Raw genomic sequence first — 14074 nt, 5'->3', positions numbered from 1 at the left:
ATATATAGATTATTACAATACAAAACGGATAAAGGCAAAATTAAAAATGAGCCCGGTGCAATACCGGACTCATTTTTATCAAGCTGCCTAATGAAATAACCGTGTCTAACTTTTAGGGGTCACTTCAATGTCGCAAAGCTTTTTTGTTTTACTTTTTAATTTTTACAAGTTGAGAAGCTTCGACGCCGTTGTAACCAGGGAATTCTTTACTTGGGTCTTTATCAAATTTTAATACACCTACAGATTTTTCATCACCTTTTACATTGTTGTAAGTTGCGTCATCGACAATCGCATACATATCTGTATATGCACGGCCACTTCCGATAATTGTGTTGCCTTCATATTTTAATTTCGCTCCATCAAGTGTAGCATTTTCTACTTTTTCTTTTGCAAATAATACACCTTGTTCTGTTGTTACAGCTGGTAATTTATCAAGTGGTTTCGTGTTGTCTTTTTCATCAACTTTGCTAAGTAACTCTTTTTTCACTAGTTCCTCACCAGTTTTCTTATCCATTACAAGAACTTTTTTACCATCTAATGTTGTCATTTTCATTTTATAGAAGTCTTTTTCTTTCACTTCTTTTTTGTTTTTATCTGTAATTTGCTGAACTTGTTCTTCTGAGCCGTACAGTACAAAACCGTTCGCTTTCTCTCCTAATAAAGAACAACCTGATAATGCTCCAAGTGAAATTGCTGCTGCTAATCCGATTCCTACTAATTTTTTCATGATGATTTCTCCTTTTATATGTTTTATATTAAATACAATTTTTGTATTATTGCTTACAAGTGAAGAAGCTTGTTTGTTGCTTCTGGTATTAGTGTATAAGAAATATCAGAATGCAACTATCGAGTTAGCTTACAGTAACATTACACTTATGTAATTTAGTGAAATTGCACAAAAGTAAGTTAATTTCAAAGAGGGATAATGAGAATATATTAGAAATACAATATTGTATATAGAATGTCATATTATAATGGATGTATTTTGGAAATAACATGTAAGGACATATTAGTTTTGTTATAATAAACACATAGGCTGTAAAAATGAATATTCTTTACTGTAAAGGGAGATTTTTCAGTTTTCCAAGTAGTGAATTTGAAATATGAGGTATATCATAGGAGGAATTTAGATGTCTGTATTCAAACGATTAAGAGATTTAACAATGTCGAATGTATATTCATTAATTGAAAAAGCGGAAGATCCAGTTAAGATGACGGATCAATATTTACGCGATATGCAAGCGGATGTACAAGAAGCTGAGAAAAGTGTAGCAGCTCAAATCGCGCTTGAGAAGAAATTCAAAATATTATTTGAAGAGCAAGAAGCACTTGTGAAAAAACGTGAAGAGCAAGCTCATATGGCTGTTCAAGCTAATAACTTAGATCTTGCGCGCCGTGCACTAGAAGAAAAACAAAATGCGGAGCAAAAGATGAATGAGTATAAAGCAAGCTATGAGCAAAATAAAGCTGCTGCTGATAACCTGCGCCTAAAGCTAGAAGAAATGCGTAAGCAATTAAATGAGCTGAAAAATAAACGTGAGACACTTGTAGCGCGTGTAAATGCGGCGAAAGCACAAAAGAATATTAATCAGGCGATGTCTGGATTTGATTCAAACTCAGCAAAAGCTGGTTTAAGCCGTATGGAAGAGAAAGCTCTTCAATTAGAGGCTGAAGCAGAAGCAAGCGGTGAAGTTTATAAGAAAGAAAAATCATTAGATGATGAATTCGCAAGCTTAAACAAAAATTCTGCTGTTGACGATGAATTAGCTCGTATTATGAAGCAGTATGAGAAATAATATAGAATAAAGACAAATGAACCGACATGTCTAAATATATTCATGTCGGTTTTCTATTATATTTAGAGGAGGTTTTGCAATGACATGGATGAATGTAGTTGCCATGCTTGTATGGACTGGAGCGAGTGCAGTACTTTTATTTGCAATTATGTGGGTTGATTCAATTTTTACAAAATACAATGATTTAAAAGAAATTAAAAATGGAAATACAGCTGTAACAACTCGTTTTATTATGAGATTATTTGCACAAGGGTACATTTTATCCCAATCAATTACGAAAGCAAATGACTTATGGCAGGCACTTCTTGCTTCAGCAGTTTCTTTCGTTATTTTATTAGTGGTAGAAATGTTTATCGAATTTGTATTAAAGAAAATGTCTGGTCTTGATTTAGAAGAAGGTACGAAAGAAGGTAGCGTTGCACATGCGATGTTAGCCGGATCATTACATATTGTTGGTGCACTAATTTTAGGTGCTTGTTTATAAAGAGAAAAGGAGGGGTAGATCATGAGTTTATTTAAACGAATTAAAAATATAATGAAAAGCCCAGAGCCACCGAAGCCGGAAAAGAGTCTTTTAACGTTAGCTCCTGGCGATATGATTGAAGTGTCATTAGTTATGTATGAATTAATTGGGAAAACGAGTATGCATTCGCGTAAGGAAATTGTTTTGACATTGCAAGATGGAAAAGACATTCGTTATTTAAAAATTGAAGATCGTGAAAATACGTATTACAAATTATATACACCAATTGATGGTCGCTTAGATTCAATTGATGAAATTCCGACGACAATTGAAATGGATGATACCGAGTACCATATGGAAGAACAATATAACGGACGTGTTGTTGTTATGGGAAAAACTCCATTCTCAGCTTCAGAAGAACAGCACGTATGGGAATTCCAATCAGACAATCGAAAATTATTGCGTATTGAATGGCAAAATGGTCGCACAATGATGTATGAGGGAGAAGCAATCATTCCTGCTGATGTACAAATTATAAGAGCAACGTAAGGGGGCGTAATCATGTCAAACCGATTGTTTACCATGATTAAATCGTTTGTAATCCCTATACTTGCTATCGTTATATTACTTGTTGTTGCTGGTTATGCCTTATCAGGTTGTCAAGGCGGGCAGACAAAGTCGATTCAAGACCGTTATCCACTTGAATCTGTTGCCAAGGAAGGTAAACAAGAATCTTACGTGTATAGGGCCGCCAATCGGTCAGTTCCTGAAGTAGCGAAGGAACTCATTAACGAAAGAGAACCGAAGCAAGCATCTAAAGAAGACGAAAATCAAATGTTCCTCGTTTATTCTGATAAGATTTATAACCTGCAAAAGGATAAAGAGAAACCATCTGATACGTTAATTGAAATAAGTAATAAAGAATTTGTCCGTCAAAATTACCAACCGTCCTTCTTGCAAGGATATATTATGGGTAGCATATTAAACGATATATTCGGTTCAAAAAGATCATCATCCGGTGATTACCGAGGATATAATGACAGACAAAATCATCAACCAGTTATTCCAGAAAGACCACCTACGAAAGAAGAAAAGAAAACCCCACCTCCAATTACGAAGGAAGGGAAAGGATCTATCATTAAGCGAGGCGATAATGTAGATTCGAAACCATCAGTAGGTGATAAGGGAAGTATTACTGAAAAAGGAAGTAATACGACGCCCCCACCTTCTACTGGAAGCAAGGGGAAAATTACGAAAACACCAGGCGGTTCAAGCGGATCAGATGTGAAGCCAAAATCATCTATTAAAACGCCGCCAAGGAATACATCTCCTCCGAAAACGAGGGTCGGTGGTTCAGGAAAGATTACGAAGAGAAGATAGTGTAGAGACCGAAAAGTGTAAATTGCTTTTTGGTCTTTTTTTGTTATGGGAATTAATCCCTTTCAGTTGGTACGATTTAGGCATAAGGGGGCGAGTAAAAATATATCAGCGATTATTAGAATATATCGACCACAACTCAAAATATATCAGCGATTATTGAAATATATCGACTTACCGACAAAAACTGACAACGATAGCAACTTAATAATAAAAAGAGGGTGTGCCAAAATTTTGGCACACCCTCTTTTATATAACGATTAATGAATATCACGTTTCTTGAAATTACCGCCTTTTACTTCTGCTACGTCATAAACTGTAATAAAGGCGTGTGGATCGATTTCATTAATAAGTTCTTTCATTTTACTTTCTTCTAAACGGTTAATTACGCAAGAAATTTCTTTGAATTTCTCTCTTGAATAACCACCGTATACTTCGTTATATGTTGCACTTCGGCCTAAACGATCGCGAATTGTTTCTACCATTAATTCAGGCTCTTTTGTAATAATTTTAAATGCTTTTGAACCACTTAAACCAACTTCAACGATATGAATCACTTTCGAAGCGATAAAGTAAGCAATTGCCGAAAGGATAGCTCCTTGAAGACCGAATACCGTTGATACGAAAATAAATACGAACATGTTTAAGAATAAAATAAGGTCACTCGTTCCAAATGGTAACTTACGAGAAAGCAATACAGCAAGCATATCGATTCCATCTAATGCCCCACCGTTACGTAATGCTAGTCCCATACCAAAACCGATGATAATACCACCAACAACTGTAACTAATAATGTATCGCCTTCAATAATAGCTGGTATTCCGTGCATGACAACGGTACCTACTGCTAATGAAGCAATTCCGATAATAGAATAAATCGCAAAGCTTTTACCGATTTGCTTATACCCTAACCAAACGAAAGGAATGTTAATAACTGCGATTAGAGCTCCTAATGGCAATCCAAATAATCTTGAACTAACGATACTTAAACCAGTCACACCACCGTCTGATACGTTATTTGGAATTAATACTGCTTCTAATCCGTACGCTGTGATAAATGCCCCAATAATAATCATCAAAGCTTTTGAAGCAATTTTTAGCTTATTGGGCTTGTTTTTGATAATTTTCTCCATATAATTTCCTCGTTTCAAACTAGTTTCTTATTTGTTACGTAATTCACACCTAAATTTTATTTTAACATTTAATTTGAAAAAATTCTCCTTTAATGGATGTATGCAGGGAATATTATCACCATATTATCTTTAAAATATTTTTGAAATCAGTATAAGAAATCCCATCCTTTCAAAGGATGGGATGCTATTAAGAAAATATAAAACTAAGTACTGATACGAATAAAGCGAAACCTAAAATAGTTCCACATATTTTCATATGGCGCTTACGTCCCATTACGACAATCGCAACATATTCGCGAATCATTGCGTTAGGCCAGTAATAAAATGCAGTTTTTGACCCGATTCCTTGGCTATTAAGACCAGCTTGTCTAGCGTATATGCCAGCGCGGAAAAGGTGGAAATTATTTGTGGTAAAAATACTTTTATATTTACCTTCAGGTTTTAAAGAATCCATAATTTCTTTAGAGAACAACATATTTTGATATGTGTTTACAGAGCGATTTTCTTGCACCGTATGTTCAAGAGGAATTCCTTTTTCAACAGCATAATTTTGCATTGCTTCTGCCTCTGGAAGACCTTCATCTGGACCTTGACCACCAGAGAAAATAATTGTTGGTGGTGTATTTACAGCTGCTTGTTTCCAATAGAAGTCGATAGCTTTATTAATGCGGCTTGCAAGTAATGGTGGTACTTTATCATTAATTAAGCCGCTACCAAGAACGATGATGAAATCTTGATTACGTCTTGGTCTGTTGAATTGGTATAAAAAATATGCACTTAAGAAGTTAGATAAGTGTATAAAGAAATAGAAGCTTATAAGAGAAATAGCTGCAAAAATAGGCTCTAAATGCGATGAGACCAAACTTGCTGGGTTTATAATAGGGAGTAACATAAAGAATAACATCCCTAAAGCAGCAAGGAGTGTTAAACAGTTAGTGAACCGTCTTCCTTCTCGCTTCATTAAAATTCTAGCATTAAGAAATAGCCCAAACATTAAAGCAACAATACCGAAAGGAAGCATAATAAGAAGTGCTAAAATAGGTAAAATTATAATATAGCGTAGGACATCACTACTTGAATTTACAGATATAATCACACAAAAAAGAAGGAAAAAACAGACAAAGGAATTAAATAAAAAGCCGTTTATTATTTTTCGCGGATCTTTTAAATATGAGATAAGAAAAATAATAAATAATATAAGAGGAATAATTCCGAAATACATCATAAATATAGTACACCTCAATTTGTATAAGAATTTGACATACCTTTTATATTACATGATTTTATAAGTGAAAATGAAAGAAAAAGGATTTTGAATTTTCTCAATAAAATATATGGATACATATGTTACAATATATTCAAAGCGATATATTAAAAGTAAAATGGTTGAAAAGGCACTCAATAGAGTGCTTTTTCTTTTTGTATGCAATTGTGCATATTATATTTTTTTTCAAATGAAGAGGATTACAATATAATTTGTAGACAGACTTTATAAAGCAGAATTTAATACAAACATTTCCCTCTACTTTTTGTATCTAACAATCGTATAACAATAAATAATTCTGTTTTATAGTGTCTGTTTTTGAAAGGTGTCTTTTTTGAAGGCACCTTTTTTTATTAGTATAGATAGTTTTCACTGTTAGCATAGTGTAAACTATCTATACTAAACATTAGCAATCTTCCGTATAAATATTATCAATTTACTATATATTCCAGTGGTGTTAACCTACATATGAAAGGCTTTCTTTTTCAAAATATTACCCCTAATAAAATTTTGAAGAAGTCAACTGTCTCCAAACTTGTCTTTATGCTTAAAGAAAAAGCACTCAAATTGAGTGCTTTTTCTTATTGAAACATGCTATTTTTCTAGGCGATTTTCATAAAATAAAAGTAAAGAAATGAAAGTGGGTGACAAAATGCCGGCAGTTGTGGAAGGTGTTATTATTGAAAACTGCAATGGAACAATTAATGTAGGGGATAAATATAACGTACAGCCGATTGAAAAGACGAAAGCTTATAATGGATCGGGATCATCAAATACAGGAATGAAAGTACAAACGTTTAGCGGGATTAGTACGGCGGATGTAAGGGATAATGATGCGTATGATCAAGTTATTCAATCAACGTTATAATTTTAAAATGCAAAATTGCATAAAGTAACATGTTTGTTGTATGTTACACTCTAGCTGTGAGCTGTTAATGATTCTTCTGTATTATAGTTGTTAGATTAGAAATATAACATCTTATCGAAAATCATACGTACAAAAAAAGACACTTCAAACGAAGTGTCTTTTTTTACTTTAGTGATACCCTTTAGCAGAGTCTTTATGAATTTTATTTTTAAAAATACTGTAGCTCCAAAGCTGATATCCAATAACGATTGGTACCATAACCATTGCAACGAAGAACATAATTTTTAAGTTTAATTGACTACCAGCTGCGTTATATAACGTTGTACTGTATGCATCGTTAATACGAGATGGTAACATTCTTGGGAACATACCTGCAAAGCCAGTTGTCATAAACATTGCGATTGTTAGGCAAACGAATGTGAATGCAAGGCCAATTTTATGTTTGTACACCATAATAAGTGCGAGTACACTCATTAGCATTGCAAGTACTGGAAGAATGAATAGTACCGGATATTCCGTAAAGTTTTGGAATAAGTTTGTCCGATTAGCAGTTGCTACATAGAAGATAGCTAAAATAATAGCAGCTGCCATTGAAAATGGTCTTGCGATTTTATAAGCACGATCAGATACTTCACCAGTCGTTTTAATCATGACCCAAAGGGCACCGGATACGACAAATATAGCAGTGAAGAAAAGACCACCTAATATACCGTAATGGTTTAGTAAGCTAAGTAAATTTCCTTCATAGCCATTTTTTCCGATTTGTAGTCCGTAATAAAGATTAGCGAATGTAACACCGAATAAGAAGGCGATTAGGAAACTGCCAATTGCAAATGCCCATTTACAAGTTTTTTGCCAAATTGGTGAATCATCTTTATGCATGAATTCCAGTCCAGCGGCACGAGCAAATAGTGCAAGTAATACTAAGAATAACGGTGTATATAAATAACTAAACATATTAGCATATGTGACTGGGAAGGCAGCAAATGTTGCGCCACCAGCTGTAATTAACCATACTTCATTACCGCCCCAGAACGGGCCAATTGCTTCTTGTAATTGATTTCGTTCTTGTCGATCTTTCGTAACGAAAGGAAAAATCATTCCGTTACCAAGTGCATACCCGTCAAGAATGAAGTAAACTGTCCAAATCACGCCCCATAAACCGAACCAGATGATTGCAAGCATATCATGAGACATGAGCTACACCTCCCTCAGTAGCAGGTTCTTCTAATGCGGCAGGTCCTTTTTTCGCGAACTTCAGCATTAAGTATACGTCTGCGATTAAAAGTAAAGTGTAGAATAAAATTAAACTAATTAATGAGAACCAAATTTGCGGGACAGATATAGGTGATACAGATTCTGCTGTACGCATTAGTTTATATACTGTCCATGGTTGACGACCTACTTCAGCGACAATCCATCCTGCGTTAATTGCGATATAAGGAAGTAAGACAGACCATATTGTAATTTTCAAATAACGTTTTGAGTTTTCTAGTTTTCCTTTTCGGTTTAAATAGAAGCCATACCAAGTTAATGCCATAAAGAACATGCCGAGTGCAACCATTAAGCGGAAGCTATAATACACGAGGTTAACATTTGGACGTTCATCTTTCGGAATATCTTTTAAACCAACAATTTCGCCATTAAATGAATTTGTGTAGAAGAAGCTTCCGAGTTTTGGAATCGTAAGGAATTCAAAGTTCTTCTCATTTTTTACATCAGGAATTTGAACAATTGAGAAGCCTTGTCCTTTTCCAGTTTCCCAAACTGCTTCCATCGCAGCACCTTTTGCGGGTTGATATTTAGCTGCTGATACACCAGATTGATGTCCCATAAACGGTGTAATTGTTGCGGCGAATAAGCCTAACATTAAACCAAACTTAAATGATTTTTTGAAGAATTCTACTTCATTTTTACGTAATAAGTGATAAGCACTAATTGCCATAACGAAGAAAGCACCTACGATATAACAACCAACTACAGTATGGAAGAACATGTTCCAAGCGTATGGATTCGTAACGAGTGCCCAGAAATCATTTAATTCAGCGCGGCCGTTACGCACGACGTATCCAACAGGGTTTTGCATAAAGCCGTTTGCTGTAATAATCCAAAGGGCGGAAATGTTTGTTCCAAGTGCAACCATCCACATACAGAAGGCACGGAACTTTGGTGAAATTTTGGCTTTACCGAATAACCATATTCCCATGAAAGTAGATTCTAAGAAGAAGGCAACGAGTGCTTCGATTGCGAGAGGGGATCCGAAAATGTCTCCCATATATTTGGAGTACTCAGACCAGTTTGTTCCAAATTGGAATTCCATCGTAATCCCGGTTATAATCCCCATTACGAAGTTAATTGTAAATAATTTACCCCAGAAATTTGCCATTTTACGGTATGTTGGATTCAATGTGCGGGCGTATTGAGTTTCCATACATGCTACTAAAATGACAAGTCCGATTGTCAAAGGTACAAATAAAAAGTGATAAAAAATAGTAATTGCAAATTGAAAACGACTCAGTAACAGAACGTCGGACATAATAAATATTCACTCCTTTTTTACATTATCTACAATCAGTTTATAGTGAAAATACGTTTAAAGTATGTGAAACTTGTTACAAAGATGTGTGTATATTTTGAAAGAATTATGTCGATTATCTGAAAATATCTTATTTTTACTATAAAGCGATATCCTTTTTGAGTTTTTCATATTTTGGTACACTATTTATGTAGTGTAAACGAGAGAAAAGAGGGTCCTTTACTATGAAGTCATTAGAAGAGATTTTGCAGTACAATGAGAAATTTGTTGAAGAGAAAAAATATGAAGAGTTTGTAGCGGGGAAATTTCCAAACAAAAAAATGGTAATTATTTCTTGTATGGATACACGACTTGTTGAACTATTACCAAAAGCGATGAATATGCGTAACGGTGATGTGAAAATTATTAAAGTAGCAGGCGCTGTTATTTCACATCCATTTGGAAGTATTATGCGTAGTATTTTAGTCGCTGTATACGAACTTGGCGCTGATGAAGTATGTGTAGTTGGTCACCATGATTGTGGTATGGCAAAAATTCAAGCAAGTAGTACGATTGAGAGAATGAAAGAACGCGGTATAACAGAAGAGAAATTAGATATGCTTCGTTATTCTGGAATCGATTTAGAACAATTCTTGCGCGGTTTCTCTAGTGTGGAAGAAAGTGTAGAACATAGCGTATCAGTACTTCGCAACCACCCATTACTTCCGGAAGAAGTACCTGTTCACGGTCTTGTTATAGATCCTGATACAGGAAAATTAGATTTAGTTGTGAATGGTTACGACAATTAAGAATTTACTTTGTCATCCTTTTTATCTGGGACAGGATCAAATCCTCCCGGGTGGAAAGGGTGACATTTTAATATACGCTTACAAGTAAGCCAAAAGCCTTTGAGTGCACCATGTTTTTGAAACGCCTCTAATCCGTAATGAGAACAAGTTGGATAAAAACGACATGTTGGTGGCGTCATCGGAGAAATGAACTTTTGATAAAAGCGTATAATCCCAATAAAAATCTGTTTCATAACGGTCTCCTTTTCAGCATATTCTTAAAGTATTATAGCACGACTGTACATAATACTTTACTAATGTGCATTTCCGTTATATCATATTGGATATAACGGAATTAAATTAAAAGCGGGAGAGATGTTGTATGCCATCAGTAGAAAGCTTTGAATTAGATCATACGATTGTAAAGGCACCTTATGTAAGACATTGCGGAGTTCACAATGTAGGTAGTGACGGTATTGTAAATAAATTTGATATTCGTTTCTGTCAACCGAATAAACAAGCAATGAAACCAGATGTTATTCATACGTTAGAGCATTTATTAGCATTTAATTTACGTAAATATATTGATCGTTATCCGCACTTTGATATTATCGATATTTCACCGATGGGCTGCCAAACAGGATATTATCTTGTAGTGAGCGGAACGCCGACAGTTCGAGAAATCATTGATTTATTAGAACTAACATTAAAAGATGCGGTTCAAATTACAGAAATTCCGGCTGCAAATGAAACGCAATGTGGTCAAGCGAAGCTTCACGACTTAGAAGGAGCACAACGCTTAATGAACTTCTGGTTAAGCCAAGATAAAGATGAACTTGAGAAAGTTTTTGGATAAAAAGAAAAACTGCCTGTGAAAGGGCAGTTTTTTTATTGTGCTAAGAGCGACCATACTCTTCTTTTGTATGAAAATATATTAGATACTCCAACATATAAAATAAAGGCAGAACAGAGAAAATAAACAAATGCTTTCGCTTTTTGCTGCTGCTTTATTTCATCGATTCCCAAAAGGATGAACACGTAAGGTAAAAGAATAGTGAAGTTTGCAAAGAAGCTAAATAGGACGAGAGAAAGAGCGATAGTGGCGATTATAATTCGAATGTTTTTTAACATGGAATCCCCCTTAGTAGAAAGACATAGTTACTGAGAGAAAATAATTATAAATGCTAAATTGGTCAAAATTTCATTCTACATGTAGTGAAAGTAGTTCGATATTAAGAAGAAGAATATAAGACCAGAAACGAAAAAATACGGGATACTCATTGATTTTCGTCCGGATTTTAATTCATTAATTCCTAGAAGAATAAAGGAACAACTGAGAATAAATTGTAAGTATGGAAGAAGTGAAAAATTATCGGTAACATGGATATAAGTGCTTAGAATGAGTAAGAGAAGCATGAGAAATGCTAAAAAACTCCGTAATATAGTTAGAGTTAGCATTGTATAGCCTCCTTTAGACCATTTACTAGAATATTTCTGTGAAACCAATAAATAAAGCAGCGGCCCCTGCTAGTAGAGCGAGCAGACTACCTCCTGTTTGTCGTTTTAATATTTCCTCTAAACTTATGGTGAGGGCCATACCTCCTAAAAAGATGAACATATAAGGCATTATTTCTCTACTACCAGTAAAAAATCCATAGATTGCTATAGATAAGGCAATAAGTGATAAAGTAATCCGACCCCCTTTTAGCATAAAAGACCTCCTCTATTTTATGTAGGTAATAATGAGAACTATCCAAATGAAAGCACCGGCAATAATACAAATAAATCCAGTTGCTGCCTCCTTTTTCTTTATTTGTTCAAATGCGATGAGAAACATTAAAGCCCCTAATAGAAATTGTGAAAGAGGTAAAAAATTATTTTGACCTGTATATAATCCAATTGCCGACATAACGATCACAGTGAGTGCTACTATGATGCGAAGTATACGAAGCATATTAGGAATTCTCCTTATTCTTTTTTGTATAAGGATTGTCTTCTAGTTTATCGACGGAATGTTTATAAGCATAGCCTTTATTAATTGTCATGATGGAGAGTACGAGGATGATTAGGACGATGATAATACCGATAATTAATATTTTGAACATAAAATCCCTCCTTTTCTTTATTTTACATAATTTTGTAATTGATGAAAACAATAGAAAATAAAAGGATGAAAGAAGGGTGTTACATGGAGACGAAAAAAACATATTATATATCAATAGGAAATGGTCAAATTTCACAAGTGAAGACGGCGGATACGTATAATTTTGAGATTTCCGCAAATGATGAGGAAATTACGGAATTAAGAGAGCACTTTGATCAAGCATATGTAGAAGATTTAGGGTCATTTGTACGCTCCCACGTTCCATTTGTTGAGTATCATCACGATTCAAATAATGACCGATATGATGAACAACTACAAAAAGCATATAAAATGATTTACGATTTAGGAAATCATGAGACGAAAGAATTAGTCGCGCAAATGGGAATAATCAATGGATTGTAATTGGATAATATTATGCAGAAAAGCGAGAATATGCTACAATTTGTGGTAGGAAAAACTTGTAACCATCAATAGGGGAGTAATGGCATGTACAAATTTAAAGATTATTACCACAACACTGTACAATTATCGTTTGAACGTTATCCATTTTCTCCTGAGCCAAAGCATGTTTGGGTTGTATGCCGGTACGGGGATCAATGGTTATTAACGCATCATTTACGTCGCGGTCTTGAATTTCCAGGTGGTAAAGTAGAACTAGGGGAAACACCGGAAGAAGCGGCAGTTCGAGAGGTTCATGAAGAAACCGGCGGCATAGTTTCTGATTTAACTTACTTAGGACAATACAAAGTATCTGGAAAAGACAAAATAATCATTAAAAACATTTATTTTGCAACAATTAGTGCGGTAGAAGAACATACGCATTACGAAGAAACGAAAGGGTCTGTTTTATTAAAAGACATTCCTGACAACATTAAAACGAATAGAAAATTTAGCTTTATAATGCGCGATGACGTATTAGCGCGTACGATGAAACATATAGAAGAAATCGGCTGTTTTACGAAGTAAAGTAGCCGGTTTCTTTTTTTGTATGTAAGAATAAATGTAAATATATCTTTACATTATTTTGGGTATATTATACAATTTTGTAAAGATATATTTACATTTTAGGAGGGGGAAGATGGATAAAAGAAAAGAAACGACTGTTACTGTTTCGATGGTTAAATTAAACTTTTCTTTATTTTTTATAATAATTGCTTTGTCGTTTGGAATTGGTTATTTGCATATATTTCTTTCAGGTGGGGTTCAAGTTGAAGTTACATTATTAACGATGTTTCTTTTTATTATCGCAATGATTGTTCTCGTTTGTATTCATGAGGCGATACATTTAATTGGCTTTCGCTATATCGGAGGTGTTCCGTGGAGTGAACTAAAATGGGGCGTTAATTGGAAATTAGGTGTTGCATATGCTCATTCTAAACAGGCGGTTACAGTAAAGCAAATGAAGAAAGTGTTAATGCTTCCGTTTTTACCAACTGGAATTTTGCCAATTGTATTGGGATTAGCTATGAATCTGGAGCCACTCTCATTTTTAGGAATTCTACTAACAGGAGGTTGTATCGGTGACATTGCCGTATATCAAAAAGTTTCAAAGTTTCCAGATGATGCGCTAGTAAAAGATCATCCGAGTAAACCTCAGTTTACAGTGTATGAATAATAAGAGGAGGCGTTTGTGAAAAACTGGTATTATCCCCTATAGGTAGACAGTAAAAAAAGAGTCCATCTGATATGATGGACTCAATACTGTTTTATCTGGAGGGGATTTTTTTATGGCAAGAAAAGGACAATCATTTCAAAAATATACAGAA

Annotated in this window: 21 protein-coding genes; 11 read left to right on the top strand and 10 right to left on the bottom strand. The window is 34.6% G+C overall.

The features are described from left to right. Positions 1-91, top strand: a 91-nt coding sequence (locus D1166_RS30315; RefSeq protein WP_130953558.1) for an IS3 family transposase, incomplete at its 5' end; no start/stop codon positions are given. 57 nt (positions 92-148) lie between these two features. Here the strand turns inward: D1166_RS30315 and D1166_RS30310 are convergent. Continuing rightward, the gene (locus D1166_RS30310; RefSeq protein WP_000737502.1) at positions 149-727 is read right to left on the bottom strand and encodes a lipoprotein BA_5634 family protein; all 579 of its coding nucleotides are present in this window, start codon (positions 725-727) and stop codon (positions 149-151) included. A gap of 403 nt (positions 728-1130) precedes the next feature. Here D1166_RS30310 and D1166_RS30305 point away from each other — a divergent pair, with 403 nt between their 5' ends. From D1166_RS30305 to D1166_RS30290, 4 genes are all read left to right on the top strand, one after another. Continuing rightward, a complete protein-coding gene (locus D1166_RS30305; protein WP_000110280.1) occupies positions 1131-1796 on the top strand; it encodes a PspA/IM30 family protein in 666 nt (221 codons plus the stop codon). A 79-nt stretch (positions 1797-1875) separates the two neighbouring features. Then, positions 1876-2280 carry a DUF350 domain-containing protein gene (locus D1166_RS30300; protein WP_097861719.1) on the top strand — a complete coding sequence of 135 codons (405 nt, stop codon included), beginning with the start codon at positions 1876-1878 and terminating at the stop codon, positions 2278-2280. Between the two features lie 21 nt (positions 2281-2301). After that, positions 2302-2808 (top strand): DUF4178 domain-containing protein, encoded by a 507-nt coding sequence (locus D1166_RS30295; RefSeq protein WP_000051744.1) that lies wholly within the window; start codon positions 2302-2304, stop codon positions 2806-2808. 12 nt (positions 2809-2820) lie between these two features. Next, positions 2821-3639 (top strand): DUF4247 domain-containing protein, encoded by an 819-nt coding sequence (locus tag D1166_RS30290; RefSeq protein ID WP_000071185.1) that lies wholly within the window; start codon positions 2821-2823, stop codon positions 3637-3639. Between the two features lie 257 nt (positions 3640-3896). Here the strand turns inward: D1166_RS30290 and D1166_RS30285 are convergent, their stop codons facing one another. Together D1166_RS30285 and D1166_RS30280 are read right to left on the bottom strand one after the other, a co-directional pair. After that, positions 3897-4769 carry a YitT family protein gene (locus tag D1166_RS30285; RefSeq protein WP_000411244.1) on the bottom strand — a complete coding sequence of 291 codons (873 nt, stop codon included), beginning with the start codon at positions 4767-4769 and terminating at the stop codon, positions 3897-3899. A gap of 187 nt (positions 4770-4956) precedes the next feature. Then, positions 4957-5994 (bottom strand): YdcF family protein, encoded by a 1038-nt coding sequence (locus D1166_RS30280; RefSeq protein WP_000990102.1) that lies wholly within the window; start codon positions 5992-5994, stop codon positions 4957-4959. A 673-nt stretch (positions 5995-6667) separates the two neighbouring features. Here D1166_RS30280 and D1166_RS30275 point away from each other — a divergent pair. Then, entirely contained in the window at positions 6668-6901 is a 234-nt protein-coding gene (locus tag D1166_RS30275) for a spore germination protein (RefSeq protein WP_002062565.1), read from the top strand. Positions 6902-7069: 168 nt separating this feature from the next. Here D1166_RS30275 and cydB read toward each other — a convergent pair whose 3' ends face one another. Further along, a complete protein-coding gene (cydB, locus tag D1166_RS30270; RefSeq protein ID WP_000017662.1) occupies positions 7070-8098 on the bottom strand; it encodes a cytochrome d ubiquinol oxidase subunit II in 1029 nt (342 codons plus the stop codon). Next, positions 8088-9437, bottom strand: a complete 1350-nt coding sequence (gene cydA / locus D1166_RS30265; protein WP_097861718.1) for a cytochrome ubiquinol oxidase subunit I — start codon at positions 9435-9437, stop codon at positions 8088-8090. Before cydA ends, cydB begins: the two co-directional genes overlap by 11 nt. A gap of 224 nt (positions 9438-9661) precedes the next feature. On the opposite strand from cydA, the gene D1166_RS30260 reads away from it, so the two are divergent. Beyond that, complete coding sequence (locus tag D1166_RS30260; protein ID WP_000838164.1) at positions 9662-10225, top strand: beta-class carbonic anhydrase; 564 nt, start codon at positions 9662-9664, stop codon at positions 10223-10225. Here the strand turns inward: D1166_RS30260 and yidD are convergent. Then, positions 10222-10458, bottom strand: coding sequence for a membrane protein insertion efficiency factor YidD (gene yidD / locus D1166_RS30255; RefSeq protein WP_000809334.1), 237 nt, complete (start codon positions 10456-10458; stop codon positions 10222-10224). The genes D1166_RS30260 and yidD overlap by 4 nt on opposite strands. Positions 10459-10586: 128 nt before the next feature. On the opposite strand from yidD, the gene luxS reads away from it, so the two are divergent. Beyond that, complete coding sequence (gene luxS / locus D1166_RS30250) at positions 10587-11060, top strand: S-ribosylhomocysteine lyase LuxS (RefSeq protein ID WP_001141371.1); 474 nt, start codon at positions 10587-10589, stop codon at positions 11058-11060. A gap of 32 nt (positions 11061-11092) precedes the next feature. Here the strand turns inward: luxS and D1166_RS30245 are convergent, their stop codons facing one another. The 4 genes from D1166_RS30245 to ytzI all read right to left on the bottom strand — a co-directional run bounded on the left by D1166_RS30245 (position 11093) and on the right by ytzI (position 12309). Then, positions 11093-11335: a DUF3953 domain-containing protein gene (locus tag D1166_RS30245; protein ID WP_097861717.1), complete on the bottom strand. Its 243-nt coding sequence runs from the start codon at positions 11333-11335 to the stop codon at positions 11093-11095. Between the two features lie 352 nt (positions 11336-11687). Further along, positions 11688-11915: a DUF3953 domain-containing protein gene (locus D1166_RS30235; protein WP_000911652.1), complete on the bottom strand. Its 228-nt coding sequence runs from the start codon at positions 11913-11915 to the stop codon at positions 11688-11690. Between the two features lie 12 nt (positions 11916-11927). Continuing rightward, positions 11928-12158 (bottom strand): DUF3953 domain-containing protein, encoded by a 231-nt coding sequence (locus D1166_RS30230; RefSeq protein ID WP_000944456.1) that lies wholly within the window; start codon positions 12156-12158, stop codon positions 11928-11930. 1 nt (position 12159) lies between these two features. Next, entirely contained in the window at positions 12160-12309 is a 150-nt protein-coding gene (gene ytzI, locus D1166_RS30225) for a YtzI protein (RefSeq protein ID WP_000472791.1), read from the bottom strand. Positions 12310-12392: 83 nt separating this feature from the next. On the opposite strand from ytzI, the gene D1166_RS30220 reads away from it, so the two are divergent. From D1166_RS30220 to D1166_RS30210, 3 genes are all read left to right on the top strand, one after another. Further along, entirely contained in the window at positions 12393-12710 is a 318-nt protein-coding gene (locus D1166_RS30220; RefSeq protein ID WP_000448409.1) for a hypothetical protein, read from the top strand. Positions 12711-12794: 84 nt separating this feature from the next. Then, a complete protein-coding gene (mutTA, locus tag D1166_RS30215) occupies positions 12795-13274 on the top strand; it encodes an antimutator 8-oxo-(dGTP/GTP)ase (protein ID WP_000276385.1) in 480 nt (159 codons plus the stop codon). Between the two features lie 112 nt (positions 13275-13386). After that, the gene (locus tag D1166_RS30210; RefSeq protein ID WP_000361289.1) at positions 13387-13923 is read left to right on the top strand and encodes a DUF3267 domain-containing protein; all 537 of its coding nucleotides are present in this window, start codon (positions 13387-13389) and stop codon (positions 13921-13923) included. Positions 13924-14074 lie beyond the last annotated feature (151 nt).

The organism is Bacillus sp. ISO11 (genome assembly GCF_003458115.1).
Taxonomy (GTDB): Bacteria; Bacillota; Bacilli; order Bacillales; family Bacillaceae_G; genus Bacillus_A; species Bacillus_A cereus.
Note: the sequence above shows the minus strand (reverse complement) of the source record. Positions and strands in the feature narration are given on the sequence as shown.

What these genes read in the sequence shown, in the direction of transcription:
- D1166_RS30310 (WP_000737502.1), bottom strand. Translation starts at nt 727, where the DNA reads ATGAAAAAATTAGTAGGAATCGGATTAGCAGCAGCAATTTCACTTGGA.
- D1166_RS30305 (WP_000110280.1), top strand. Translation starts at nt 1,131, where the DNA reads ATGTCTGTATTCAAACGATTAAGAGATTTAACAATGTCGAATGTATAT.
- D1166_RS30300 (WP_097861719.1), top strand. Translation starts at nt 1,876, where the DNA reads ATGACATGGATGAATGTAGTTGCCATGCTTGTATGGACTGGAGCGAGT.
- D1166_RS30295 (WP_000051744.1), top strand. Translation starts at nt 2,302, where the DNA reads ATGAGTTTATTTAAACGAATTAAAAATATAATGAAAAGCCCAGAGCCA.
- D1166_RS30290 (WP_000071185.1), top strand. Translation starts at nt 2,821, where the DNA reads ATGTCAAACCGATTGTTTACCATGATTAAATCGTTTGTAATCCCTATA.
- D1166_RS30285 (WP_000411244.1), bottom strand. Translation starts at nt 4,769, where the DNA reads ATGGAGAAAATTATCAAAAACAAGCCCAATAAGCTAAAAATTGCTTCA.
- D1166_RS30280 (WP_000990102.1), bottom strand. Translation starts at nt 5,994, where the DNA reads ATGATGTATTTCGGAATTATTCCTCTTATATTATTTATTATTTTTCTT.
- D1166_RS30275 (WP_002062565.1), top strand. Translation starts at nt 6,668, where the DNA reads ATGAAAGTGGGTGACAAAATGCCGGCAGTTGTGGAAGGTGTTATTATT.
- cydB (WP_000017662.1), bottom strand. Translation starts at nt 8,098, where the DNA reads ATGTCTCATGATATGCTTGCAATCATCTGGTTCGGTTTATGGGGCGTG.
- cydA (WP_097861718.1), bottom strand. Translation starts at nt 9,437, where the DNA reads ATGTCCGACGTTCTGTTACTGAGTCGTTTTCAATTTGCAATTACTATT.
- D1166_RS30260 (WP_000838164.1), top strand. Translation starts at nt 9,662, where the DNA reads ATGAAGTCATTAGAAGAGATTTTGCAGTACAATGAGAAATTTGTTGAA.
- yidD (WP_000809334.1), bottom strand. Translation starts at nt 10,458, where the DNA reads ATGAAACAGATTTTTATTGGGATTATACGCTTTTATCAAAAGTTCATT.
- luxS (WP_001141371.1), top strand. Translation starts at nt 10,587, where the DNA reads ATGCCATCAGTAGAAAGCTTTGAATTAGATCATACGATTGTAAAGGCA.
- D1166_RS30245 (WP_097861717.1), bottom strand. Translation starts at nt 11,335, where the DNA reads ATGTTAAAAAACATTCGAATTATAATCGCCACTATCGCTCTTTCTCTC.
- D1166_RS30235 (WP_000911652.1), bottom strand. Translation starts at nt 11,915, where the DNA reads ATGCTAAAAGGGGGTCGGATTACTTTATCACTTATTGCCTTATCTATA.
- D1166_RS30230 (WP_000944456.1), bottom strand. Translation starts at nt 12,158, where the DNA reads ATGCTTCGTATACTTCGCATCATAGTAGCACTCACTGTGATCGTTATG.
- ytzI (WP_000472791.1), bottom strand. Translation starts at nt 12,309, where the DNA reads ATGTTCAAAATATTAATTATCGGTATTATCATCGTCCTAATCATCCTC.
- D1166_RS30220 (WP_000448409.1), top strand. Translation starts at nt 12,393, where the DNA reads ATGGAGACGAAAAAAACATATTATATATCAATAGGAAATGGTCAAATT.
- mutTA (WP_000276385.1), top strand. Translation starts at nt 12,795, where the DNA reads ATGTACAAATTTAAAGATTATTACCACAACACTGTACAATTATCGTTT.
- D1166_RS30210 (WP_000361289.1), top strand. Translation starts at nt 13,387, where the DNA reads ATGGATAAAAGAAAAGAAACGACTGTTACTGTTTCGATGGTTAAATTA.